This window comes from Bacteroides sp. LFL-34 (assembly GCF_027257075.1).
Taxonomy (GTDB): domain Bacteria; phylum Bacteroidota; class Bacteroidia; order Bacteroidales; family Bacteroidaceae; genus Bacteroides; species Bacteroides ovatus.
The window spans coordinates 86,778-110,945 of the sequence record NZ_JAPQKZ010000005.1 but is presented as its reverse complement, the minus strand read 5'-3'; the positions used below and the strand labels follow the sequence as shown (position 1 = coordinate 110,945).

Below are 24,168 nucleotides of genomic sequence, written 5' to 3'. Positions count from 1 at the left end.
ATAATTAAACATTATTTTATAAAAATCAAAACATGACCGATATTGAATCTTTATGCCGTCTCACCGAAGCAGTCGAAGCGGCAGGAGCGGACATTGCTCCCACCTATCTTGAATACGTACAATTGTCATTCGCCATCGCAACGGATTGCGGTGAAGCAGGACGTGACTTTTTTCATCGCCTGTGCCGGGTGTCTCCCAAGTATCAGCGCGAACATGCCGAACGGGTATTCTCCAACGCACTCCACACCCAACGTGGAGAAGTGCACCTGGGCACCGCTTTCCACCTTGCCGAAGCGACGGGAGTAAGCATCTGCATAGAAGAAATGCCCAAACATCCCACAGGTACAAAAGGTACAGCAGGTACAGCACGCAAATTTCCCCCACACACGGGCGCGTATAATAAGGTAGGGAATGACAATATCTCCGAAGAAAGAGAAGGGGAAGAAGAACTATTGCCGGGCAGTGAACCGCAACATCAATTGCCCACTTTTCCGGAAAACGACTGGCCGGAATTTTTGCAACGTATCATAAAAGCCGGGAGCAGCCCAATACAACACGACATCATGTTATTGGGAGCGCTCACTGCCCTGGGTGCTTGTATGTCGCGCCACGTGCGATGCCTATATGGCGGCAAATACCATCACCCCAGCCTCCAATGTTTCGTAGTGGCTCCTTCGGCCTCCGGCAAAGGTATCCTTTCCTACATCCGCTTACTCGTGGAACCTATCCACGACGAGATCCGCAAAGAAGTGGCCATACAGATGAAAGCATACAAAAAAGAGAAAACCGAGTACGATGCAATGGGAAAAGAACGAACCAAAAAGGAGGCTCCACAAATGCCCCCTAACAGGATGTTCCTCATTTCGGGCAACAACACCGGTACGGGTATCCTACAAAACATCATGGACTCCGACGGAACCGGACTTATCTGCGAAGCGGAAGCGGACACCCTTTCCACCGCCATCGGATCGGACCACGGTCATTGGAGCGATACCCTGCGCAAAGCGTTCGACCACGACCGCTTGTCCTACAACCGCCGCACCGACCAGGAATACCGGGAAGTGAAGAAAAGCTATCTTTCCGTTCTGATTTCGGGTACGCCGTCGCAGGTGCAAACTTTCATTCCGACGGCAGAAGACGGATCATACTCCCGCCAATTATATTATTACATGTGCGGAATCAGTAAATGGATCAGCCAATTTATGGACAACGAGATAGATTGGGAGGAGATATTCACCGCTATGGGACTGGAATGGAAAGAAAAGTTGAGCGTGATAAAAACTCACGGCATTCATACCCTGCAACTCACGGATGAACAAAAAGAAGAAATCGACACCGTCTTTTCCGACTTGTTTGAACGCTCCAGTGTAGCTAATGGAAGGGAAATGTATAGTTTTGTGGCACGTCTGGCCGTCAATCTATGCAGAATCATGTCGGAAGTAGCCGTATTGCGTGCCCTCGAAAGCCCGCAGCCCTACGACTTCAAGACCTCTCCCACCTCTCCTTTCACACCGGACAAGGAGATTCCTGCGGACAACCGCAAAGATGACATCATCACTCGTTGGGATGTATCCATTTCACAGGAAGACTTTCATGCTGTGCTTAGTCTTGCGGAACCTCTCTACTGTCATGCCACGCATATTCTATCGTTCCTCCCCAATACAGAAATCAGCCACCGTCCTAATGCCGATCGTGATTATCTCTTCCAGAAACTGGGTGATGAATTTACTCGTACACAGTTACTGGAAGAAGCAGTTGCCATGGGAATTAAGGAAAACACAGCCCTCACTTGGCTGAAGCGTCTCACCAAACACGGAAAATTAATCAGTATGGACGGTAAAGGGTTGTATGCGCGTGCGTGTGTGTATGAGTGAACCGGAAAAAGTGTACCTACTGTACCCGTTTTATTTACGGATGCAGTAGTCATTTCAATTACCACATCCGTTTTGACTGAAACAATCGTTTGTCCTGCATAAAGCATCGCTTTAGGAGGTGTAAAGCTAAGCTTTAGACATCGTAAAGCGGTGCTTTATACACCATAAAGCGACGCTTTATTTAAGGCTCTCCTAAAGCATCCACAATAACTCTCACCTCCAACGGTGTGAATGAGCGTCGCTTTGATTCGTAGCCTAAGTCGTACAGGCGTTGCAGAAGTCCGGGACACAAAGAGATCCATTTCTTCATCTTTCGATAGGCAGCGATGTCAGTTAGTTGCGGAGAATAAAGTTGCGCCAGTTCCATGCGCCCGTAAGCACGTATTTTAAATTCACTCATGATGGATATATTTCTGATTTACTGTTACAAAAATAACAAAAAACGACTATATAACCAACGTTTTTCCTTTGAATAACCGACTATAATGACAAATAACCGACCGCTACCATACACAACCGTGCACAGCTGATTTCCGGGAGATCCGGAGTAGTATTTTTGTATCGTCGAAAGGGAAAAGAATCCCCGGACAATATGTTTAACCCTTTAATTTATTGTTTTATGATTCGTTACAAAATTTATCAGAACCAGCAGAAGAAAGGCTTGAATGCGGGTAAGTGGTTCGCCCGTGCAGTAAGCGACGAGACGTTTGATTTGGCAAAGCTTGCCGAACATATGTCGAAGCACAATTCACCGTATTCCGGTGGTGTCATCAAAGGTGTGCTTTCGGATATGGTAGATTGCATCAAGGAATTGTTGCTAGACGGCAAGTGTGTGAAAATTGATGATCTTGCCATTTTTGGTGTGGGTATTCGCAGTAAGGCAGCCGATGCGCTGGAAGAGTTCTCGTTGGAGAAGAATATTAGCGGCATGCGTTTGAAAGCCCGTGCCACCGGTAATCTGTCGACCAATAATCTGAAACTCGACAGCCAGTTGAAGCAGCAGGCGGAATATCAGAAACCGACAACTGCCGGAGGAGGTTCTGATTCGGGTGACAACCCTGATCCGAAACCGGATGGAGGTGGTGAAGCGCCTGACCCGGCTGCCTAAAAGATTCACCACTGACTACACAGATTTCCACAGATTATATTGAATTGGTAGTTGCTAAAGTAGTCGATTATTTATCTGTGTGAGTCTGTGTAGTCAGTGGTAAACCTATGGTAAACCTACAGTAAATCTGTGGTAAATCTGTGGTAAAAGAAAACTATTATTAATTTATTTAAAACCTGTTATTGTATGAGTAAATCATCATCTCCCCGCTCTGTATGGAGCTTAGTTCTCAAAATCGTTATCACTGTAGCCACCGCCATCAGAGGTGTGTTCGGAATACAAAGTTGCATGTAACCCCATGCGGACTATTACATTAATTATCATTCATTGCAGTGCCACGCCGGAAGGAAAGTCCCTTTCGGCGGAGGCTTGCCGACAGGATCATATCTTGCACCGTGGTTTCCGTGATATTGGCTATCATTTCTACATCACTCGTGATGGGGAGATTCACCGGGGACGCGCTTTAGAAAAGATTGGAGCACACTGCCGTAATCATAATGCCCATTCGGTTGGTGTTTGTTATGAGGGAGGACTGGATGCGAACGGAAAACCGAAAGATACGCGTACACTGGAACAAAAAGGAGCTTTGCTTGCTTTGTTGAGGGAGTTGAAAAGGCAGTTTCCGAAAGCACTAGTCGTGGGACACCGGGACTTAAATCCGATGAAAGGATGTCCGTGCTTTGATGCGGTGAAAGAGTATGCAGAAATAACATCCTTTTAGGTTTCCACCACTGGCTTATTGTATAAAAAATATCAACGATCTTCACAGACAGTTGGTATTTTTGGAAATCATATTAGTGCTAACACTAATATGAAGAGCGAGATTAGGACAATATCACTATATTGCTCCTAATCTACTAAATGTAGGGATTCATGTTTGTCACATGAATCTAGGGACCTACATTTTTCCATCTCATTATAAATGTTCAATTATAACATAACGTATTAAAAAGCACTTTCAGTACTTCCTATTCATTTCATCTGTTTTTCATCGTTTAACGAACATAAACTTTGATTTCTTACTATACCATGATTCACACACGCTTGCGTGTGTATGTGAAAAAGCCCCGAAAAAGTGTACCTGCCGTATCCGTCGCGCCCAATAGGTTCATCACGCTACACATCGTAAAAAACAAATTCAGCCATAGTCATAGAGCAGTGCTTTAGAAGTCATAAACTTTTGCAGGACAGCCAAAAGCTGTCACATTATCGGGAATGTCTTTTACTACTACACTGCCTGCACCTATCATGCAGTTCTTACCAATGTTGAGGTACTGAATCACGCACGAGCCTACACCTATCCAAGTACCCTCGCCCACATGCGTACCGCCGCTAATGTGCACACCTGGGGCGATGTGGCAATAGTCCTCTATCACACAATCGTGATCCACTGTCGCACCCGTGTTCACGATACAATGCCTGCCGACCACCGTATCTGCATTGATCACAGCACCAGCCATCACCACTGTTCCCTCGCCAATCATAGCTGAAGACGAAACCACAGCCGAAGGGTGTATTGCGGTTGGGAAGCTGAGAGTTGAGGGTTGAAGACTAAGGGAAGAAAGCCTCTCCACAATCACCTTGCGGATACGGTTTATCCCGATACTCACAATCATAGGCGACAGCCCCATGGCATCATGCAACACAGGCAGACCGGCACACTCATTGACCTCCTTGTTATCGTCCACGAATGCCTCCACCTGTCCGCCATTAGCCTCAATAATTTCTTTGATCACCTTACCGTGACCACTTGCTCCAAATAAATACATAATCAATTCGTTCCATCAAAATAATCCATTGTAGCCGACTGGCCCGTTGTCGTATTAATGCCCTCGCGAAAGAGCACCTTCTTGATGGTAGTGAAGAATACCTTCACGTCCATGACGAGACCAATATGATTGACGTAATACACATCCAGCTCGAACTTCTTCGTCCACGAGATGTTGTTGCGCCCGTTCACCTGCGCCCAACCGCTCATGCCAGGAGTCACGTCATGACGATGGTGCTGCTCCTCGCTATACAAAGGAAGATACTTTACTAGCAGCGGACGCGGTCCGATGAAGGCCATGTCTCCCTTCAATATATTGATAAGCTGCGGCAGTTCATCGATAGAAGTCGAACGGATGAATTTCCCCACCCTGGTCAAACGGTCGGCATCAGGCAACAAGTTACCTGATGCATCTCGCTCGTCCGTCATCGTCTTGAACTTCAGTGCCTTGAAAATTTTCTCATTCTTACCCGGACGTTCTTGAGTAAAGAACACGCCCTTCCAACCATTCTTATTAGCAAAAAAGAGCAGAATGATGGTAACGAGAAATATTGGAGACAACAATGTCAATCCCACTAATGCGCCAAGAAACCCAATGGGTCTCTTAATGCATACAATATAGATTTTTTGTGATGTTGTGAGCATATTACTTTACAATAGCCTCCTTGATACAATTTACAATATAATGTACATCATCATCTGATACATAAGGACCCGCCGGCAAGCAGAAGCCGACTTTGAAGATGCCTTCCGATACGCCATTGACGTATGCTACCGCATCGGCATATACCGGTTGCTTGTGCATCGGCTTCCAGACAGGACGACACTCCACTCTCTTGCCCAGCATGAACACGCGTAATGCCTCCACATTAGCATTAGGCTGACAGTCAGTAACGGCTGAATCTACCGCCTTAATCACTCCTGCAGCACCACCAACTGCCGTCTTAATGACTTCCTTGTAGGCGTTCTCCTGTCCTAGAACCTTCACATCGGGATCGATGGTAGCAGCACAAAGCCAGAAGTTAGAATCATAGCGAGGATCAGCAGGCTGCTCATGGAGATGCACGCCCTTCACCTCCTTCAAAAGTTCCTTATATAAATCCTGAACGTGTTTATGATGAGCAATATGATCCTTGAGAACAGTCACCTGACCACGGCCGATACCCGCACAAACATTCGACATACGATAGTTGTAGCCAATCTCGGTATGCTGGTAGTAAGGATAAGCATCACGTGCCTGTGTAGCGTGCCACATAATGTTGTTGGCATCCTCGTCATTACGGCAAATAAGTGCACCTCCACCAGAGGTAGTAATCATCTTATTTCCATTGAAAGAGAGCACACCGAAACGGCCAAAGGTACCTAACACCTGTCCATCAAATCGGCTTCCCATACCTTCTGCTGTATCCTCAATAACAGGAATATTGTATTTGTTGGCTACAGCCATAATCTTTTCACAGTCGTATGGCATACCATAGAGAGCTACAGGAATGATTGCTTTAGGATATTTGCCAGTTTTCTCCTTTCGGTCAAGAATTGCCTTTTCAAGAATTTCAGGATCCATATTCCATGTCTCTCGCTCAGAGTCAATGAACACCGGCTTTGCGCCAAGGTAAGTAATTGGATGCGAAGATGCGCAAAAGGTAAACGACTGCACACACACCTCATCTCCAGACTGTACACCACAAGCAATAAGTGCTAGATGAACGGCAGCTGTACCGGCCGAAAGGCAAACCACTTTACGATCCAGCTTTGAGCCATCCGAGCAAGCATTAGCGAAATCGGCCAGATTTTGCTCAAACACATTCACATTCGGACCCATCGGCACCACCCAGTTGGTATCAAACGCTTCCTTCACATACTTCTGTTCCCACCCCTCGTCACTCATGTGAGCAAGGCAGAGATAAATAGTTTTTCTTTCTTCCATTGTATATTTCCATTTAATCATTATTTTTTTGCATAAAATTTCAACATCAAAGTGTGGAATAAGGCAGATCTTTCATTAGTCATAAAGACCGTGTAGTATGTTTGGGCCACACACTTTATTACATCAGAAACCGAATAGTTCAATGGGCTTTTAAGACCACACATTTGCAATGATAGCACACGATGTACAGATGTTGTTTTAATAAATCATTCAGACTATGACCTACGTTGGAATCGATGTCAGCAAGGCGACTTTTGTTGCCGCCTATTCGTCAGCCAAGACAAGCAGGACGAGAACATTCAAGAACACCGTAAGAGGTGTCCATGAGTTTATCCAAAACATTTCTGCCACAAAGCATCATTGCATTCTGGAAGCCACGGGCAATTACAGCACATTGCTTGTTTCCTACTTTCTGAAGCCGGGATAACCGTCAGCCTTGAAAATCCGCTGAAGATAAAAAACTTCGCCCATATCATGCTTACTGCCATTAAAACGAATGAAATTGATACCCGGCTGATTGCTCTCTATGGGGAAAAATGCAGTCTACACCTAACAAACTCCGCAGTGATTCAATTCTTATCCTTAAGCAAATTTCTATTGAGGGTTATTTTTGTCGAAACGCTCTATGATCAGCCTATAGAAGTCATAAACATCCCTTGATGTCTTCTTGGCGTTCAGCAGGTCATGCAGGTAGGTCTTTCCGTATTCTGCCATTTGCTTTGCCTCCGCAGGATTGGCTATAACCTTTTCTATCGCATCAGCAATAGATTGCGGATTGAACGGTTCGGAGAGGAAACCTGTCTTTCCAGGAATCACAATATCCGGAAATCCACCTACGTTCGATGCTATGGTAGGTACTGCCAGCATAAGTGATTCGCTTGCACCACCCAAATTCTCGGAATGTGACGGATGAACCACCATATCAAAGTCCTGATACAGGTCAGGCACATTCCTACGAGTGCCAAGGAAATGCACATTGCGCACTTTCTCCTTACCGTATACTATAACCTCCTGCTCGTATTTCTCGGCTCCTACCCACGGACCACCTATGAACACGAGATGTATATTGGGGTACTTGTCCTGAATCATAGCCACGGCATCTATTAGATCCTCATGACCTTTCAGACCTCTCTTTTCACCAAGGAACTTCTTTGGCGCATACATATAGGCCACCATACCTACTATGATGTCTTTGTCAGTCAGACTAAGTTCCTCACGGAGCAAGCCCTTCTGGTACTCTCTATCCACAAGGTCGCCACCATAATAAGTAAGAAACAGACGGCTATCATCAATGCCGCACTCCTTGTATTTATCCATCGACCACCGGCAGGTAGGAATCCAGAAGTCTTTCTTCTTTTGGGCTGTCCACAGGTCTGCCTTACGATAAATGGTGTGCTCTAGATGCAGAGGTCCCGGAACTTCAAATACTCTAGCAGTTCTGTAGTTTCTGAGAGCTAGACGCATCAACAAGGTTGTCACTACAAAGTGACTATGTACGATGTCCGGTTTCACCTCATTCACCACCTTACAAATCTGCTTGATAGTGCCCCAGGCATTCTTCACCGAGTAATTCAGTTCGTGGATATGGATACCTGCATCTTTATACTGCTGAACCAATATACCATCCACAGGCATTGCCACATGCACCTCTTCACCCATCTGCACCAGATCGCGCATCACACGAAAAGCCCAAGTAGCACCTGTTGATGTTTTAACTAAATGTAATGATTTCATTATCAGGACTGTTTTATAAGTTCATCATAGAATGAGAGTCGTCGTTCAGTAAGAATATCATTGTGGTATTTCTTCGATTCATCCCAATTCTTGTTGGCTTCGCTTTGTGCAAACTGCTTGTTTTCCACAAAACGCAACATTTTTTCAGCCAAACGATCCACATCGTTCGGCTTTACGATAGCCTCTGGACTAAGCAATTCAGGTATTCCTGCTACAGAAGAACCGATACAAGGAAGTCCGTAAGCCATAGCCTCAATCACAGCTCTTGGCAACCCTTCGGCACGAGACGCATGTACGAACAGATCGGTCTGTTCAAACTCCTTTCGTATAACATCTTGCTTTACAGCACCTACAAAATTCACATTGTCCTTCAGCCCAAGCTCCTCTGCCATCTTGATCATCGGCTGACGATATCGTCCGTCGCCAAACCAAGTCAGGAACGGATTATATCCTTTGCTCTTTACGATTGCCAATGCTTTCAGAATCACATCTGGAGCCTTGTATAACTGAGCCAATGTCCCCACTGCCAACATACGTACTTGTACGTTTTTCTCACGGTCTACAACCTTGTGAGGTTCGGCAGAATAGCAGTCATCACGAAGAATCACATTCGATGCTCCCGTTGTGAACACGCCTTCCTTCACAGGATATTTACCTTGAAGAATATGATTCGTCACATACAGAGCAGCCGAAGCGTTGTGCGTAATCTTCTGCAACTGACGCTTAGCCACCACCTGAAGTATTCTGGCAAAAGGAGATTCGAAAGCCTGAGGTGAGAGTGACTCCCAAGGGTCGCCCACCACCTCCAACCCATACGGTATTCCCTTTTTCTTGAGGCACTCTGCAGCAATGGTACCGATATTTCCCGGAACTCGACAAATGTATGCATCACCAGGGTGAATGAAAGAGTTGATAATCTTCTTGATGCTACCCTTTGCTTTCAGATAAGGTACAAGTCCTATGTAATATGGCAGACCAATGACCGACACTCTCTTGTCCTCTAACTTAAAGAGATTATCGCTCGAATGTTCAGATACGTTTTGGAGTCTTGCAGCCACATATACATGATTGAACTTACCAAGGTATCTCTGCCATAGAGCCATAGAGAAGCCTTGTGATGTCCAGATTTCTCCATTCACACTATCAAATCTCGATTCTGTAAAGAAATATAAATTCATACTTTTCTTGTTGTTTTTAAGAACTTTGCTGGCACGCCCGAAACGACAGTACCTTGTTCTACATCTTTAACTACAACGGAATTGGGCGCCACTATAGCGTTGTCTCCTATCACAACATCACCGATAACCTTGCATCCTGTAGTCAATTCTACATGATTACCAATTATAGGCCCCCGTTCTACTCCAGTCTTCACACCAATAACCACACCTGAATTGACCACACAATAGTTCCCCATGCTTTCGCAGTTGATGGTTGCTCTAAACCCATAACCTACAGAATTTGGGCGACATACATTGATGTTGTACTTCCCCGCCTTTCTACACAGTTTGAGCTTATACTAGTTGGTCATTATAGCGTGCAGGATTTTTGCAATTGGATTGTAACATTGTGAAGATGTATTGAGCCAATACTCATAGTAATCGCAATACCTTCAGATAACGATATACTCTCTATCCATCAGTATTGCCTATCCAATGCTTCAAAAAAGGCGATTCCCCATAGCATTTCACATTAACTCTCTTATCTTCAGCTAGATATAGTTTCAGGTCTTCTCTATTTAATATCATGTTATCTTCTACTAAATTTCGTACAATATAGATAGATCGGTCCTGCCACAAAGAAGATTGGACGGACGAGATTGATAAAGTTGTTCCGAGGAAGTGTCAGGAAGAACCAAAATAGAATTAATAAGAAAGCCATCTGAGCATAATTCCGTGTCTGGACACTCCACTCAATTTTTCCCAATATGCTGGCCATAAACCAACCCCAAAAGAAGAAAGCTATAAATCCTAAATATCCAAAGTTTGCAAATGCTTCGGCACACATCGAGAAACCGGTGCCATAATCTAATCCAAGAGAATCTGTTAGCCAGTCGCTAAGGTTTGCTTCTTTCTTTGCAGGGTGAATATCCCAAAAACCAAGATTAGGAATTATGGATGTGAAAGCATAAAGATATGATTTTCCATAACGATAATCTTGCTTTTCCGGAACGAGATTTCGTGTTTTTATTAAACAAAACATCGTCCCCCCCATTTCTGCGACTGCATCAATTGAGCCATTATTTTCTAATCTCATGGATTCCAAACTTGCACTTCTGCCACTTTCAACACGAACATTTGCCACATACGATAATACTTGCAACAATACAAATGCACCTATACAGCCCACTAGCAACCATTTTTTTGTAAGCCTTTTCACCAAATAGTTATATAGAATAACTATAAGAGCGATAAGGATTACTGCAAATGTTCGACCACCAGTAACCAAGATTACCACGATATTTACTACGAAGAAGAGAGTTATGCTTCTTCTCATTGTCTTGTGTTTTCTATATGATATATATAGGCAGATAAGCGACGGAATACAATAATCCGCAATAATACCTGACCAGTTTGATAGCCCCACCTTGTCTTCTCCTTGATAAATTGCAGCATAACCACTTGTCATAGAAATAATCATTTTTTGAACAGTTTCCATCGAATATGGTATAACTGAAACAATAAAAAGAAACCACCCAATCCTTCTTAAACTGTATGTATCATCAACGGATATTTCATCATTATAAAAAGTCTGCCTATTCGTAGAATAATAAGATGCTCCAACTTGGAAAAATGCAAGCATTATTAAAGTGAGAACTTGTGCTTCAAAAATTTCAGGAATGGTACAACCTCTAAATCCTACAAGGGTCCGTTCAGACTCAAGCCCCAAAGCCCACAAGAAAGACTGACCATAAGAAAAGATATAAAGTGTTAGGAGAAATATTATATAAGGAGAGATAAACTGATTTCCCCTCTTCATCCAGCTCATGATGCAATAAATCAGCTGCACCAATCCGAACCAGCCCATCATACTCAACGATTGCATAGTAGGGTAATCGGTAGTATAGCCAACAATTGCATACACACAACTCATAAATATGAGTAGTACTTTTTCTTGTCTAAACATTACCGTTATAAATTTCTACGAGTTGTTTTACTGTTGACTTCGAGTCAAAACCCGCTTTCTTAATCTGTTCAATATTGTCTGGACGCCCCCATTTCTCTTTCCACTCCTCTATGCACTTTGCCCAATTAGCAGCAGGCTCGTTGATGGATTTGAAAAGGATTGTTCCCGTAATATCAGAATCGTGCGAGATAGTATCGGATGCTACTACTGGCAGCCCTGCTGCCTGAGCCTCTACAAGTGATACAGGAAGCCCCTCAAACCAAGATGGCATCACGAAGGTATCCATTGCCTGCATCAGTCGTACTACATCCGAACGTATTCCGGTGAAAATGACAGCATCCTTAAGACCTGCTAACTCTGCCTTTGTTTTCACCTCCTGCATAGTATCGCCTTCACCCACAAGGAGAAGTTTAATCGAAGGCATTGTCTTGTGAAGTTCTGCAAGTATATCCACAAGGAAGTCTTGGTTCTTCAGAGGAATGAAGCGACCTACATGACCTATTACGAAGTCGTCTGCACCAATACCAAACTCTTGACGAACCTCTGCTCTTATGGTTTCGTTGAAAGTATACTGCTCGCAATCTATTCCATTGTTCACCATCATTGCCTTTGAACGAACGCCTGTATATTTGTAGAGCCAGTCAAGAGCCTTATCTGAGCATCCCAGATAGTGGGTAGCATAGGTATGTACTTTCGCCTTGTTTATGTAGTGCAGAATGGTATGCACCCAATGCAGACGGAGTGACTTTTGGATAGACGAACTATGCGAGTGGAAGATACGCACAGGAATGCCGTATTTCTTGGCATAGTAAGCTGGATCAATGGATGTCAAAGACGATATATGCTCATGAATAGCTATATAGTCATGATGCTCTCGGAAGAAATCGTCCAACGCTTTATGATATGCCTTATACCCCTTGTTACGGGCAGGCAGATGATAAATGTTTGCTCCAAATGACTTTGCCTCTTCCTCATAGTCTCCACCAGCTACCTGAGCAAGCAAAAAATCAAACTGAATCTCATTTCTATCGATGGAGCGATACATATTCATTACAAAGGTCTCGAGTCCTCCTCGTTTGAGACCGCCCATTATCTGTAGTACTCGTTTCATTTATTTCTTACCAATCAGTTTGAAAAGGAATGTCAGCACTCGCCCCATTACAGGATTACGATATCCTCTAACATCGATTACTATTAATCCTTTATAGTTATTGAAAGTATGTACTCCATGGTTGTACTTGAAGGTGTTCGGATAAAAGCTGTTCACATCCTCGAAACTCCATTTGCCATCTTTCATTGTTATCTTCTGGAGAATCACGCCATGACCATAACGCAAAGTGCAATCCTGTGCAGGACGGTACAAGTGACCATCTACCGCAAACACCTCTCCTGCATTACGACCGCATAATATAGGAAACTCCACTGTAGCAACTCGCTCTGCGACTTTCAGGTTCTCTCTATCAAAAGTGTAAATCTTTACTGATTTTGAGTTGGTATCCGGCACCATTGTAGTGCAAAGATAAGACTTACCCTCCATCTCGAAGATGGTAGCATCAGCAAATGGTTCTTCTGCCAGATGATGAAGAGGTGTCAGTTTGCGAGTCGCATCATCATATTCATAAACAGTAGAGCAACCAGATGCAGAGTTCTCGGGTATCAGATACACTTTGCCGTTTTGACGAATAATGAATGGAAAAGACAAATGTGTAGGCAGATCAAGAATAATCTCAAAACCTTTCTCTTCAAAAGTCTTGCAGTCTATCACTACACGTGCTATACGTCCACGACGAATATCGTAGCAGTATTCCTCAGCAAGGATAATTATCTCACTCTCCGTAACATCGAGAATGAACGGATCTGCGAACCAACGGTCGTTGATGCGCTTCTTCACCCAATGAATCTTAGGATTCTTGTTCTTGAGAGTATCTGCAAGTCCCTCCTCTATGAATCCCAAGTTCCAAAAATTATGTCGTAATTCGCGAAGTTTCATTTATTATCTTGTTTGTAATTTGATCTAAAAGACAAGCAAACAATGGCCCCCTGTCAATCTTGTTATAGAGAAACTTACATTGTGCCCCTCTCAACTCTTTTAGCCACTGAGTAAAGCCAACATTTCTCCTGATAACATGTGAGAAGTCTTTATTCTCGACCATTGATGTGATTTCAGAAATTTGTTTTGGCTCTAACTTATTACCCAAAACTGAATCAACATACATAGCAGGAAGATTGACTCCCGCTACTGCCATAGAATAGCAGGTAGCATCATTTCGCAGATTAAGTTCAATGAACACATAATCTTTTCCGTTAAACATCGCCTCAACTCCAAATAAACCCACGTAGCCTATCTTCCACAACATAGTTGCCGAATAAGCTACAAGTTGTTCCGTTGTAGTATTATGCTTCTTGACGCTCGAATATGTTGTTCCTCCCAAAAATTCGCGATGCTTCAAAATATAACCCGGAACAAAGATTTCGTCTTTGGTAATAAGTCCTGGTAGCACAATCTCATGCTCATTTTTTATCAACTCCTGGACTTGAAGCATAACTCCATCGGGAACTGAAATTACAACATCCTGAAGTTCTTTTGTATTATTACAATGCCATATATGCTTTCCACCTACATAGCTTTGCAATGGCTTAACTATACATGGGAAAGTTGAGAAATCGCCAACACTATCCTTATTGGTATAACAAGCAGAAATAGGTGTTGCAAAGCCTACTTCCTTAGCTAGTTCAACCTGCCTTTGCTTATCCATGAAAGCAGTCAGAACCCCGTCTGCACCTGCATTAAAGAAATCATAATACGAGTGCACCTCCTCATAATGCATATCAAATACTTGTGACACGCCATCTGCACAACTAATAATAATCGGCTTGTCTTGCCCTTTGTTGTTCATTGCCCACTGATACAAAGCATCAGCATCTTTTAGGAATGTAGCATTTTTTACATATTTTGACTTGGAGACAAAACTTTTTACACACCCTACGATGACGAGTTCTATCTGTCCGAAGGCTTCACCAATACAACGCACTACGCTCAATGTGTTATGATGTGAAGCGCCAATAATTATGATCCTTCTCATTTATAGTTTTCGCTTCTCTTAATTTTCAGTTTTCTCAATATCGGATTTATGAACTGAACAAAGAATGGCTTCATATCTCCTGAATGACTCATTAAGAAACCATTTGACTTCCGAATTTCCTTCAACCATGTCCAAACAGAAATATCGCCACACGCAACAGAAGCAAAATGGTGCATCTCCCAAATATAATAACCAGGGTGATATTCTGTCTGCTTTGTCAATGGCAAGCCGAGAAGATCTTCTACGTGATTCAATGGAAGATTAGCTCCATATTTTGTAACGAAAGCCTCTGCACCATCATTTCGCAGGTTTATCTCTGTAAAATAAAATTTGTCATCATCTTTACAATGCATCATCTCTACAGAGAATAAGCCAACATAACCAGCTGCAGATACTAAATTCTCAATACTTTTTTTAATCGGTCCATCTTCCAATGACTGCATGTTGGCCAAACACTCCAAGCCCACATGTTTTGGATAGAGAGTAAGTTTGTTTTCTATAGCAGGAATTAAACAAATTCCTGATGACAGCCCACAGCCTAAGATGCTGATTTCGTAATCACGCTTAATATATTGCTGAAGTAGCACCTTCTTTGTATAGTCAAGAGAGTTAAGATTCTTTTCAAGTTCCTCTCGCGAGCAGCACACTCGAATATCACTCTTAGCGCCTTCGCAACTTACCAATGGCTTAATAAGACAAGGATAAGTTACATCATCTGGAATTTGCTTTGTATCGTTCAGATTCCAAGACTTAGGTACATTGAAACCTGCATCGATAGCCATACGTACTTGATTCTCTTTCTTCGCAAGATAATCAAGGGTATAATTTATTGCATGTTCAAATAAGAAACGATCCTTAAGTCTTTCCTTGTTTCTTTCGAGAGTGAGAGCAGCCATATCGCAAGTAGCAATAATTGGCATTCTCTCTTGAGTATTGAAATTAGCTTCTACAAGCTTATCAATACATGCCTGTGCATCCTTTGCAGATATAACACGCTCTACATATTTACTACTCTTTACAAAATCATTCTTGAAGCCATATACAAGACCTATAGATCTATAGCCGGCTTTACCTAACGACTGGATTACTCCAACGCTATTGGTATGGTCATTGCCAAAGACAATTACTTTCTTCATTTTCTATCTTACTTATCGAAACCAGATAGTAAATACTACCTGAGCTTCTTTTTTATAACTACCGGATTACCTGCTACCAATACACCAGAAGGCATCTTTTTGGTAGCAACAGAACCTGCTGCGATAATACTTAAAATTTCAACCTTTACTCCTAGAAGAATTGTGGCATTAGCTCCTACCCATACGTTGTTACCTATTATCACAGAAGCCAACATTTTGGAAAATAGATATCAGGGAATACCTTCTAATATCTAGTCAACTTTGACAATTTATCTAATATTTCGATTATCAGTTTTTAACAAATTGATTATTAGTTTTCTTTCATAAGCATTTAACCCTATACAAAACATTATTGCCAAAACTACTGCCATAGAAATTATTAAGAAAAAGAGACGATAATATAATCCGCTGTATGCCATACATAAGGAATAACCACCAAGCGTAATAATAACTGAAATGGCGCAAGGAATAATTGTTCTCTTTAGATATGTTCTAATTGGTAAATGAGCATCCTCTTTTGCTATTGCAATAATTGCCACATAATTTATCACTTCAAATATTATCAATGTCCAGAACACAACATAAGGTTCACAACCCTGTCTAAGTAAGATATAAGACGCCAATAAAGGGAGTGAGAGAATTGATATTTCTGCAAGTTGATATCGTTTCAAATTGCCAACCGTCTTAAATAAGTTATTTAGTGGATAGTGTATTGAACGAATAACAGAATGCAGCATTATTATTTTCATAAATCCTATCGTATAATCAGGAACTTGACCTAACCACAATAACAATATCTCTTTACTAAATACACATAAAGGCAATGCTATAAAGATCTGAAGAATAATATATATTTTGGATGCAAAATATATCACATCTAAAGTCCTCTCAATCTGTCCTGATGCGTATGTTTTTGTGCAGTATGGATTTATAACTGTTGTAACTGAATCCAAAGCCTTACCCAAAGCTGCATTTGCCTGATAAGCAATTGTTCTTGCAGCATTTGCAACAACTCCAGAGAATGTGTTTATCAACATATTTAGACCGTTCTGAGTAATCGCAAATGCTGTATTTCCCAAAAAATTCCATCCAGCAAAAGCACTCATGTCAATAAATATTTTCTTATCCCATACTCGTTTGAATCTACATTCCGAAAAGCGAGATCTGCAATACCAAAGATTCACCAAGAATACTATTATTGTGATTATAAATTGCAGTATGGCATACAGAATAAGTTTATCAATAGGAGAATATGCTAATGCGAAAACTATTGCAAGTCTAAGAACAGCTTCTAATACTGCAATGTATGCATAAAAATTCATCTTTTCATGCGCCAATACTAATGCATCAAAGGGGGTTGTAATCATACTAATTACAACAGATAGTAAAGAAAACTGTAAAACCCAATGAGTTGCAAATACTCGTGATGGATCAATAGACATCTTGCACTCAATGAACCAGATTCCAAGACCTTCTCCTAATACAAAAAGTGCGATACTAATTATTACATGAATCAAAATTGACATGTTGAAAATAGTGCATACCTTGTCAAATTTACCCTCTCCCATTGAGTAGTTAACAAAGCGCTGAGTGGATGTTGCAAACAAACCTCGTAAAGAGGAAAACATAGCAACAACGCTACCTATTACACCATATATTCCAAAGTCATCAACTCCCAGTTGCTGCAATACAATCCTTGAAGTGTATAAAGTAATGACAGTTAAGATTACCATTCGAACATACATATATGCAGTGTTCTTTGCCAATCTTTTACCTATTGATTCAGTCTTCATTTCTTTCCCTTTCTTTTCGATTTCCTAATACTATTGGCATGTATCTCTTTGTGAAAATTATGAGAGGATAAAAGAGGCACATAATAATTATCCCCAGTATCATACCATATATACTATTCCATTCTCCCACCAGAAAGGAGAAAATTGGTTTTACGACATTTATAATAAGCAGATTCAATCCAACAATCAAAGGGGCTCCGATGCAGAGTACTGTTAGTTGAGACTTAATATATGAAACATATTCAATTATCATCTTGCATATAGTCAATATAGAAATCGTGGTAGCGATACCGGTAAATATAAATAAGCTATAATAAGAACCATAACGCATCGTATCAATATCGCACCTACCATTAAACTGAGAAATGAAATAGGATAATACAAGAACAATGACAGTAAGCGAGACTTTCTTGTAATTTCTGCAACATGAGCTATTCAAAAGTTGTTTGCTTTCCGTCCCTATTAAAAAGAACGGATATGCCATTATTGCTGAGTCTAACGGTATATAAGTATCAATATTATAATAAGTCAGCAACCTTACTGCTACGAAACACAACACGAATTGAAGTGTTTTAGATATTTTTGTCTTAGGCACTACTGCATATACTATCTTAATAATGAATAGAGCATAGAAAAACCACATTGGCGTACATACAGGTGTAAGAGATTCTGTCGCATAACCTACACCAAGAGCTATTGCAAACATCTGAGACTTCAACAGTCCGATACTGAAAGTCCCTTTGTACAATTCAAGTAATGAAAAAAAAATCAAGCATACCGCATTCAGACAAATGTATGGTATCATCAAAGTCTTAAAACTACCTTTTATGACAGGTATCCTCTCTATATAATCTTTTGCAAAGAGTCCTGATATGACAAAAAACAACGGCATATGGAAAGAATAAATATAACAACGCAAATCATCACTAACCATATTACCATGCCCTAATACCATAAGATATAAACCTATGACTTTTGCAAAATCAATCCAATATAAATGTTTGTTCATTTGTCGCAAGGAGAAATACTCATCATTTAATTTAAAAGTACCAAATTATCTGTCAATCAATAAACCGAACTCTTCTGATATAATGTAACGAGCTACCTCATACTGTTACAATGGTTCCAAATAAGATGAGATAGATTCTCCATCGTATCATAATTTACCTGCAGACTTCCCATCAGATTGTTTACCTGATTTGTAGCAAGCTGAAACTTGCAATCACTCAATGCTTATCGTAGATTATCATGTATCTCCATATCCTCAAAATTTCCAATATCTGGACTGGCAATTTGTCCTGATATTGAAGGCATTTCTCGATATATGTATCCTCCATCTGGAAGCAGTAATCAAAGTATTCAAACCAATTGCCAAAGTAAGGCCCAAGAAAGTATAGCGAACCCAACTGAGGTTTAGCTGAAAGCTTCTTATTACAATAGCTCCTAAGCTCTTCTTGGCTCAACTTGCTGGCTTCGGCATAATTTAGTTGTGAAATGTCTCCCACCATTTGCTTACCATACCAATCAAGTTGCTGTAGCCATTTCAACAAGAGCTTATCTATCGTTTTCTTGCTTCTGTAGTTTGGGATAAAGCTTGTGAAATAGTAAAAAATAACAGAGGCTATCACAGAGAGAGCTACTGCATAGAAAACATCTCCCAGTGGAACCAACCACTGGTATGAAGCCTCTATGTTCACAAATAGCATCTTATATAGCAATGTCCATACGAAGCAAGCAATCCCTAGAATTCCTGCCATGCCAGGGTACGACTTGATGAATGCTTTGAAGCGTTCCCAAAATGGGAGCGGATTAATCTTACCAATAAACATCGTATTTGGGTTTTATTGTTATCTTATTTCTCTACAATTATGCCATTCGTTATAAAATCCAGTATCAAGGAAACTTTGAAGAGTTTCGAAAGCATCAATAATGTACTTAGTTGGCTACTCCCTACATAATTGCAACACCCAAAGATTGGAGACTATGACGAAATACGATTCTTCTTATTATCGGTTTCCGTATTTGTCTCTAACAATCCTTTGATACAACTTTACACGAGGTCAGCAGTCTGTCTCGGATAAGAGCACTTCTTACCAAATATGCTGGACAGATCCTCAATTGCAGTAGGCTTGCTAATCAAAGAGGCTGCAACTTCGTATCTTGCTATAAACTCTTGTAGCTCCATTTACTACTTATCAAGTATTTCGTATTTACTATGTTTGCTCTTAAACTCCAACACAATTTCCTTCATTTTCTTCACGATGGTCATATCATCGGCAGTAAAAGAGAGTTCATAAAGTTCTTTCTCGTTCTGGAGTGCGAGTTCATAAGGATATTCACGAACAGAAGCCACCATAATCTTAGGATGAACCGTTGGCTTTGTACCTTCCTTATCAGAGAGCACTTCCTCGTAGAGTTTCTCACCATCACGAAGACCAGTAAACTCAATCTTCACATCCTTAGCACCCGAGAGGTCGATCATTCGTTGAGCAAGGTCGGCAATACGTACAGGCTCACCCATGTCGAAGACGAAAATCTCTCCCCCTTTACCCATAGTACCAGCTTCGAGCACCAGACGACATGCCTCAGGGATGAGCATGAAGAAACGGATGATGTCTTTGTGAGTGACGGTAACAGGACCACCTTTGCGAATCTGTTCCTTGAATATAGGGATAACAGAACCGTTGGAGCCAAGGACATTACCGAAACGAGTAGTCACAAATTGAGTCTCTGGTTTCTTGCCGTTGGCTGTTTCAAATTTCAAGGAACCTTCAGCAATAGCCTTATTGAGACTCTGGCAGTAGATTTCACAGATACGCTTTGAACAACCCATCACGTTGGTCGGGTTAACGGCCTTATCGGTGGAGATCATCACGAACTTCTTGGTGCCATACTTTAATGCAAGGTCAGCAATGACACGTGTACCGTGGATATTGTTCTGTACTGCCTCAGTAGGATTGTCCTCCATCATAGGCACGTGCTTATAGGCTGCGGCATGGAAGACATATTCAGGACGGTACTCAGAGAAAATCTTCTCCATACGGTCAGGTTTGCAAATGCTGGTGACGATGGTCGCTACGTGAAGGTCGCTATGATTGCGAGCCATATAGAGGCGAACGTCGTGCATTGGAGTCTCAGCCTGATCGACAAGGATAAGGTCGGCAGGTTGGAACTTAGCCACCTGACGCGCCATCTCGCTTCCGATGGAGCCAGCTGCACCCGTGATGAGAATACGTTTGTCATGAAGCATCTCGCCTATGGCATCCATATCCACCTCAATCTTCTCGCGAGGAAGAAGGTCTTCAATTTCAACCTCGTGAAGCTGTTGATGAGTCAATTCACTCTTGCCGTCCCACTCTTCTACTCCTCGTGGCATCATCATGATCTTAATGTTGGCAGCAACGAGGGCATCGATGAGGGTGGTACGTGTAATGAAATGGTTGGTCTGGAGTGGAGATACAAGGAGGACTGCCACCTGATAGCGCTTCATGGTGGCAACGACCTTATCTTCATCAAAGTGCACCTGTTCGCCCAAGAGCCATGTACCATTGAGAGAGCGGTCAGTGGAGATAAATCCACAAAGGCGGTAGCGCTGAAGGTTCTCGTTCTTGAGACTCTTGGCGAGAGCTATTCCTCCTTGCATACATCCGTAGATGAACACCTTCTGGATGTTGGCATCACCACGGTAGGTATCGTGCAGACTTTTGACAAGCACTCGCAAACACCACATGAGCATAGTGGCCACAATGAAAAGCATGATGACACTATCGAAGCGTGGGATAAGCAGATAAGGTGCGAGTTTTGCATACACCTGTACCTGATGAAGCAGACAGGTGCCAACGCTTGCAAGAGCAGTACTGTAGGCTACGCGATGGAGGTCAACGAAGCTAGAGTAGCGCATCACACCGTTGTAAGTGTGGAAAGCAAAGAAGGAGATGATATACACTATGAGACACAAGCCGAGACCAAAGGTGACTTGCCAGAAGTATTGTGCCAACTCCAAACCTCCATGCTGGAGGTAATACACAAAGAGTCCTGATACATAGACTGCCATACAATCCATGACAAGGATGCACCAGTAGGGCAGTGCCTTGCGCGAGAAGTACCAGTTGCTGATCTTACGCAATAATTCTTTCATGTTTATATTGTTTTGTAGCAGGCAACGGATTCGATCCGCAGCATCACGCCAATTGCTTAGAGGCATTTATTTTTCAGATGTTCCGTAGTATTTCGCATACCACTGAGCAAACGCCCTCAAGCCGTCACGAAGGCTAGTAGATGGTTTAAAGCCAAAATCTTGCTCCAATGGGGTGGTATCTGCATAGGTAATTGGTACATCCCCAGGCTGCATAGGTACGAGTTCCTTGTGCGCTTCGAAATCATAATCCTGTGGGAGTATATTTGCACAAATGAGTTCCTCCTGCAGGATAGTCACAAAGTCAAGAAGGTTTTCAGGTGAATTATTACCAATGTTATAAACCTTGTATGGAGGAATTGGAAGTCCATCTTCACCGTTCCGCTTCTCAGGAGCGTGCTGTATGATGCGAACTACTCCCTCCACAATATCATCCACATAAGTAAAATCACGTTTACAATTACCATAATTGAAAATCTTGATAGTTTCGCCTTTTACAAGCTTGTCGGTAAACCCGAAATACGCCATATCCGGACGACCTGCAGGACCATAAACCGTAAAGAAACGCAAGCCTGTTGATGGGATATTATAGAGTTTTGAATATGCGTGAGCCATCAACTCGTTACTCTTCTTTGTTGCTGCATAAAGGCTGACCGGGTTATCAACCTTGTCGTCAGTTGAATACGGAACTTTCTTGTTACTGCCATAGACTGATGATGAAGAAGCATAAACCAAGTGCTCCACCTCATAATGACGGCAGGCTTCAAGGATATTATAGAAACCGATAAGATTACTTTGGACATAGGCATCAGGATTGGTGATACTGTAACGGACGCCTGCCTGGGCCGCAAGATTTACGACAACGGAAATTTTGTTTTCAGAGAAAATTCTTTCTACCGCATCCTTATCGGCAATCGAGGCACGGACAAAAATCCAGTCACGGTCTAACGACTCTATTTCCTTGAGACGCTCATATTTGATATTGACATCGTAATAATCGGTGATGGAATCAATACCGATTACCCTGATATTTCGGAAATCATGGAAAAGGCGCATGACAAGGTTACTCCCAATAAAACCGGCAGCACCCGTTACAAGCACAGTCTTTCCGTCCAGCTCTACATTATATGGCAACATGGTCAGTCCCTTCTAAAAATGTCACGTGTATAAACCTTGGCTTCCACATCTTCCAGACTGTTGTCAAAACGGTTGGCTATGATAGCCTTGCTCTGCGCCTTGAATCCAGCAAGATCATTAACGACTCTGCTGCCGAAGAATGTAGTCCCGTCCTCAAGCGTGGGTTCATAGATGATCACTTCCGCACCCTTCGCCTTGATACGTTTCATTATACCTTGGATGGCAGACTGGCGGAAATTGTCAGAGTTCGATTTCATGGTCAAACGGTATACACCGATGACGCAAGTATGTTCCTTGGATGCGTCCCATTGTCCATTTCCTGTATAATAGCCTGCCTTGCGGAGCACTGCATCAGCTATATAATCCTTACGGGTTTTGTTTGATTCCACGATTGCGGACATCATATTCTGGGGAACATCCTGATAATTGGCAAGGAGTTGCTTGGTATCTTTCGGCAGACAGTAACCACCATAACCGAATGAGGGATTGTTATAATGTGTCCCGATACGTGGATCAAGACCTACGCCCTCAATGATGGCTTTACTATCCAATCCTTTCATTTCAGCGTATGTGTCAAGTTCATTGAAATAGCTGACACGGAGAGCCAGGTAGGTGTTGGCGAAGAGCTTGACTGCTTCCGCCTCTTTTATGCCCATAAAGAGCGTGTCGATGTTTTCTTTGACAGCCCCTTCCTGCAAAAGGGCAGCAAATGTCCTAGCTGCTTCCTGTAACATAGTGACATTCGTGACAGACCGGATCGCCTTGTTTTCTTCATCAAACTCCGGGCCGTCAATGATCTTCGGATAACCTACAATGATACGGCTCGGATAAAGGTTGTCATAGAGGGCCTTGCTTTCACGAAGGAACTCCGGTGAAAACAGCAGGTTGAACTTCTTGACTCCTTTCTGGGCATATTTTACATAAAGGTTACGGGTATAGCCCACCGGAATTGTCGATTTGATGACCATTACAGCATCGGGATTCACTTCAAGCACAAGATCGATAACTTCCTCCACACGACTCGTATCGAAGTAATTCTTCACAGGATCGTAGTTTGTAGGAGCGGCTATTACCACAAAGTCGGCATCAGCATAGGCTGACCTCCCGTCCAAAGTGGCAACAAGATCAAGCGGCTTTTCAGCCAGATACTTCTCGATATAATCATCCTGGATAGGGGAAACCTTGTTGTTCAGTTTCTCCACCTTTTCCGGGATTACATCCACGGCAGTTACATGATGATGTTGTGATAGCAGTGTCGCTATGCTCAGTCCCACATAGCCAGTTCCGGCTACTGCGACCCGAATCTCTTTGAAATCACGCATATTATGTTTGATTTGGTTTTATCAATAG

At 42.3% G+C, this 24,168-nt stretch carries 24 protein-coding genes and 1 pseudogene; 6 read left to right on the top strand and 19 right to left on the bottom strand.

Annotation, left to right across the window (positions count from 1 at the left end; genetic code table 11):
• Positions 1-32 precede the first annotated feature (32 nt).
• Entirely contained in the window at positions 33-1,874 is a 1,842-nt protein-coding gene (locus N5O98_RS04495) for a DUF3987 domain-containing protein (RefSeq protein WP_008776639.1), read from the top strand.
• A gap of 181 nt (positions 1,875-2,055) precedes the next feature.
• Here the strand turns inward: N5O98_RS04495 and N5O98_RS04490 are convergent, their stop codons facing one another.
• Entirely contained in the window at positions 2,056-2,274 is a 219-nt protein-coding gene (locus N5O98_RS04490) for a DUF4248 domain-containing protein (protein ID WP_004295574.1), read from the bottom strand.
• A gap of 219 nt (positions 2,275-2,493) precedes the next feature.
• Between N5O98_RS04490 and N5O98_RS04485 the strand changes: the two genes are divergently transcribed.
• From N5O98_RS04485 to N5O98_RS04475, 3 genes are all read left to right on the top strand, one after another.
• Complete coding sequence (locus N5O98_RS04485) at positions 2,494-2,982, top strand: hypothetical protein (protein ID WP_055234798.1); 489 nt, start codon at positions 2,494-2,496, stop codon at positions 2,980-2,982.
• 186 nt (positions 2,983-3,168) lie between these two features.
• Complete coding sequence (locus N5O98_RS04480; RefSeq protein ID WP_149948928.1) at positions 3,169-3,276, top strand: smalltalk protein; 108 nt, start codon at positions 3,169-3,171, stop codon at positions 3,274-3,276.
• A gap of 4 nt (positions 3,277-3,280) precedes the next feature.
• A complete protein-coding gene (locus N5O98_RS04475; protein ID WP_004295564.1) occupies positions 3,281-3,703 on the top strand; it encodes an N-acetylmuramoyl-L-alanine amidase in 423 nt (140 codons plus the stop codon).
• A 442-nt stretch (positions 3,704-4,145) separates the two neighbouring features.
• On the opposite strand, the gene N5O98_RS04470 is transcribed toward N5O98_RS04475, so the two are convergent.
• Genes N5O98_RS04470 through N5O98_RS04460 form a run of 3 tightly spaced genes read right to left on the bottom strand, consistent with a single transcriptional unit; the run spans position 4,146 to position 6,677 of the window.
• Complete coding sequence (locus N5O98_RS04470) at positions 4,146-4,751, bottom strand: acetyltransferase (RefSeq protein WP_032849624.1); 606 nt, start codon at positions 4,749-4,751, stop codon at positions 4,146-4,148.
• 2 nt (positions 4,752-4,753) lie between these two features.
• Positions 4,754-5,395, bottom strand: a complete 642-nt coding sequence (locus N5O98_RS04465; protein ID WP_008776638.1) for a sugar transferase — start codon at positions 5,393-5,395, stop codon at positions 4,754-4,756.
• Position 5,396: 1 nt separating this feature from the next.
• Positions 5,397-6,677: a DegT/DnrJ/EryC1/StrS family aminotransferase gene (locus N5O98_RS04460; RefSeq protein ID WP_008776637.1), complete on the bottom strand. Its 1,281-nt coding sequence runs from the start codon at positions 6,675-6,677 to the stop codon at positions 5,397-5,399.
• A gap of 217 nt (positions 6,678-6,894) precedes the next feature.
• Here N5O98_RS04460 and N5O98_RS27470 point away from each other — a divergent pair.
• A pseudogene (locus N5O98_RS27470) lies at positions 6,895-7,267 on the top strand (IS110 family transposase); the annotation flags it as partial.
• A 4-nt stretch (positions 7,268-7,271) separates the two neighbouring features.
• On the opposite strand, the gene N5O98_RS04450 reads toward N5O98_RS27470, so the two are convergent.
• The 13 genes from N5O98_RS04450 to N5O98_RS04400 all read right to left on the bottom strand — a co-directional run bounded on the left by N5O98_RS04450 (position 7,272) and on the right by N5O98_RS04400 (position 21,276).
• Complete coding sequence (locus N5O98_RS04450) at positions 7,272-8,411, bottom strand: glycosyltransferase family 4 protein (protein ID WP_008776633.1); 1,140 nt, start codon at positions 8,409-8,411, stop codon at positions 7,272-7,274.
• A 2-nt stretch (positions 8,412-8,413) separates the two neighbouring features.
• Positions 8,414-9,589, bottom strand: a complete 1,176-nt coding sequence (locus N5O98_RS04445) for a glycosyltransferase (RefSeq protein WP_008776632.1) — start codon at positions 9,587-9,589, stop codon at positions 8,414-8,416.
• The gene (locus N5O98_RS27565; protein ID WP_032849622.1) at positions 9,586-9,825 is read right to left on the bottom strand and encodes a hypothetical protein; all 240 of its coding nucleotides are present in this window, start codon (positions 9,823-9,825) and stop codon (positions 9,586-9,588) included. Before N5O98_RS27565 ends, N5O98_RS04445 begins: the two co-directional genes overlap by 4 nt.
• A 332-nt stretch (positions 9,826-10,157) precedes the next feature.
• The gene (wzy, locus tag N5O98_RS04440) at positions 10,158-11,534 is read right to left on the bottom strand and encodes an O-antigen polysaccharide polymerase Wzy (RefSeq protein WP_008776630.1); all 1,377 of its coding nucleotides are present in this window, start codon (positions 11,532-11,534) and stop codon (positions 10,158-10,160) included.
• Positions 11,527-12,645 carry a glycosyltransferase family 1 protein gene (locus N5O98_RS04435; RefSeq protein WP_032849621.1) on the bottom strand — a complete coding sequence of 373 codons (1,119 nt, stop codon included), beginning with the start codon at positions 12,643-12,645 and terminating at the stop codon, positions 11,527-11,529. The genes wzy and N5O98_RS04435 overlap by 8 nt, the downstream gene beginning before the upstream one ends.
• Positions 12,646-13,524 carry a glucosamine inositolphosphorylceramide transferase family protein gene (locus N5O98_RS04430; protein WP_008776628.1) on the bottom strand — a complete coding sequence of 293 codons (879 nt, stop codon included), beginning with the start codon at positions 13,522-13,524 and terminating at the stop codon, positions 12,646-12,648. It lies immediately after the preceding gene.
• Entirely contained in the window at positions 13,499-14,617 is a 1,119-nt protein-coding gene (locus N5O98_RS04425) for an ATP-grasp domain-containing protein (RefSeq protein WP_008776627.1), read from the bottom strand. The genes N5O98_RS04430 and N5O98_RS04425 overlap by 26 nt, the downstream gene beginning before the upstream one ends.
• On the bottom strand, positions 14,614-15,753 hold the full coding sequence (locus tag N5O98_RS04420) for an ATP-grasp domain-containing protein (protein ID WP_008776626.1): 1,140 nt from the start codon (positions 15,751-15,753) through the stop codon (positions 14,614-14,616). Before N5O98_RS04420 ends, N5O98_RS04425 begins: the two co-directional genes overlap by 4 nt.
• A 35-nt stretch (positions 15,754-15,788) precedes the next feature.
• Positions 15,789-15,968, bottom strand: coding sequence for a DapH/DapD/GlmU-related protein (locus N5O98_RS27560; protein WP_008776625.1), 180 nt, complete (start codon positions 15,966-15,968; stop codon positions 15,789-15,791).
• Positions 15,969-16,022: 54 nt separating this feature from the next.
• On the bottom strand, positions 16,023-17,546 hold the full coding sequence (locus N5O98_RS04415; protein ID WP_008776624.1) for a lipopolysaccharide biosynthesis protein: 1,524 nt from the start codon (positions 17,544-17,546) through the stop codon (positions 16,023-16,025).
• Positions 17,536-18,555, bottom strand: a complete 1,020-nt coding sequence (locus tag N5O98_RS04410) for an acyltransferase family protein (protein ID WP_134978744.1) — start codon at positions 18,553-18,555, stop codon at positions 17,536-17,538. Before N5O98_RS04410 ends, N5O98_RS04415 begins: the two co-directional genes overlap by 11 nt.
• A gap of 217 nt (positions 18,556-18,772) precedes the next feature.
• On the bottom strand, positions 18,773-19,303 hold the full coding sequence (locus tag N5O98_RS04405; RefSeq protein ID WP_134978743.1) for a hypothetical protein: 531 nt from the start codon (positions 19,301-19,303) through the stop codon (positions 18,773-18,775).
• A gap of 431 nt (positions 19,304-19,734) precedes the next feature.
• The gene (locus N5O98_RS04400) at positions 19,735-21,276 is read right to left on the bottom strand and encodes a polysaccharide biosynthesis protein (RefSeq protein ID WP_231106127.1); all 1,542 of its coding nucleotides are present in this window, start codon (positions 21,274-21,276) and stop codon (positions 19,735-19,737) included.
• Between the two features lie 90 nt (positions 21,277-21,366).
• Between N5O98_RS04400 and N5O98_RS04395 the strand changes: the two genes are divergently transcribed.
• Complete coding sequence (locus N5O98_RS04395) at positions 21,367-21,585, top strand: hypothetical protein (RefSeq protein ID WP_231106126.1); 219 nt, start codon at positions 21,367-21,369, stop codon at positions 21,583-21,585.
• 165 nt (positions 21,586-21,750) lie between these two features.
• Here N5O98_RS04395 and N5O98_RS04390 read toward each other — a convergent pair whose 3' ends face one another.
• Together N5O98_RS04390 and N5O98_RS04385 are read right to left on the bottom strand one after the other, a co-directional pair.
• Positions 21,751-22,818: an NAD-dependent epimerase/dehydratase family protein gene (locus N5O98_RS04390; RefSeq protein WP_008776620.1), complete on the bottom strand. Its 1,068-nt coding sequence runs from the start codon at positions 22,816-22,818 to the stop codon at positions 21,751-21,753.
• Positions 22,819-22,820: 2 nt separating this feature from the next.
• Positions 22,821-24,140, bottom strand: a complete 1,320-nt coding sequence (locus N5O98_RS04385; RefSeq protein ID WP_004309249.1) for a UDP binding domain-containing protein — start codon at positions 24,138-24,140, stop codon at positions 22,821-22,823.
• Positions 24,141-24,168 lie beyond the last annotated feature (28 nt).

Coding starts and splice junctions, on each gene's coding strand:
- N5O98_RS04495 (WP_008776639.1), top strand. CDS start 33: ATGACCGATATTGAATCTTTATGCCGTCTCACCGAAGCAGTCGAAGCG.
- N5O98_RS04490 (WP_004295574.1), bottom strand. CDS start 2,274: ATGAGTGAATTTAAAATACGTGCTTACGGGCGCATGGAACTGGCGCAA.
- N5O98_RS04485 (WP_055234798.1), top strand. CDS start 2,494: ATGATTCGTTACAAAATTTATCAGAACCAGCAGAAGAAAGGCTTGAAT.
- N5O98_RS04480 (WP_149948928.1), top strand. CDS start 3,169: ATGAGTAAATCATCATCTCCCCGCTCTGTATGGAGCTTAGTTCTCAAA.
- N5O98_RS04475 (WP_004295564.1), top strand. CDS start 3,281: ATGCGGACTATTACATTAATTATCATTCATTGCAGTGCCACGCCGGAA.
- N5O98_RS04470 (WP_032849624.1), bottom strand. CDS start 4,751: ATGTATTTATTTGGAGCAAGTGGTCACGGTAAGGTGATCAAAGAAATT.
- N5O98_RS04465 (WP_008776638.1), bottom strand. CDS start 5,395: ATGCTCACAACATCACAAAAAATCTATATTGTATGCATTAAGAGACCC.
- N5O98_RS04460 (WP_008776637.1), bottom strand. CDS start 6,677: ATGGAAGAAAGAAAAACTATTTATCTCTGCCTTGCTCACATGAGTGAC.
- N5O98_RS04450 (WP_008776633.1), bottom strand. CDS start 8,411: ATGAAATCATTACATTTAGTTAAAACATCAACAGGTGCTACTTGGGCT.
- N5O98_RS04445 (WP_008776632.1), bottom strand. CDS start 9,589: ATGAATTTATATTTCTTTACAGAATCGAGATTTGATAGTGTGAATGGA.
- N5O98_RS27565 (WP_032849622.1), bottom strand. CDS start 9,825: ATGGGGAACTATTGTGTGGTCAATTCAGGTGTGGTTATTGGTGTGAAG.
- wzy (WP_008776630.1), bottom strand. CDS start 11,534: ATGTTTAGACAAGAAAAAGTACTACTCATATTTATGAGTTGTGTGTAT.
- N5O98_RS04435 (WP_032849621.1), bottom strand. CDS start 12,645: ATGAAACGAGTACTACAGATAATGGGCGGTCTCAAACGAGGAGGACTC.
- N5O98_RS04430 (WP_008776628.1), bottom strand. CDS start 13,524: ATGAAACTTCGCGAATTACGACATAATTTTTGGAACTTGGGATTCATA.
- N5O98_RS04425 (WP_008776627.1), bottom strand. CDS start 14,617: ATGAGAAGGATCATAATTATTGGCGCTTCACATCATAACACATTGAGC.
- N5O98_RS04420 (WP_008776626.1), bottom strand. CDS start 15,753: ATGAAGAAAGTAATTGTCTTTGGCAATGACCATACCAATAGCGTTGGA.
- N5O98_RS27560 (WP_008776625.1), bottom strand. CDS start 15,968: ATGTTGGCTTCTGTGATAATAGGTAACAACGTATGGGTAGGAGCTAAT.
- N5O98_RS04415 (WP_008776624.1), bottom strand. CDS start 17,546: ATGAAGACTGAATCAATAGGTAAAAGATTGGCAAAGAACACTGCATAT.
- N5O98_RS04410 (WP_134978744.1), bottom strand. CDS start 18,555: ATGAACAAACATTTATATTGGATTGATTTTGCAAAAGTCATAGGTTTA.
- N5O98_RS04405 (WP_134978743.1), bottom strand. CDS start 19,303: ATGGCAGGAATTCTAGGGATTGCTTGCTTCGTATGGACATTGCTATAT.
- N5O98_RS04400 (WP_231106127.1), bottom strand. CDS start 21,276: ATGTGGTGTTTGCGAGTGCTTGTCAAAAGTCTGCACGATACCTACCGT.
- N5O98_RS04395 (WP_231106126.1), top strand. CDS start 21,367: ATGAAGCAGACAGGTGCCAACGCTTGCAAGAGCAGTACTGTAGGCTAC.
- N5O98_RS04390 (WP_008776620.1), bottom strand. CDS start 22,818: ATGTTGCCATATAATGTAGAGCTGGACGGAAAGACTGTGCTTGTAACG.
- N5O98_RS04385 (WP_004309249.1), bottom strand. CDS start 24,140: ATGCGTGATTTCAAAGAGATTCGGGTCGCAGTAGCCGGAACTGGCTAT.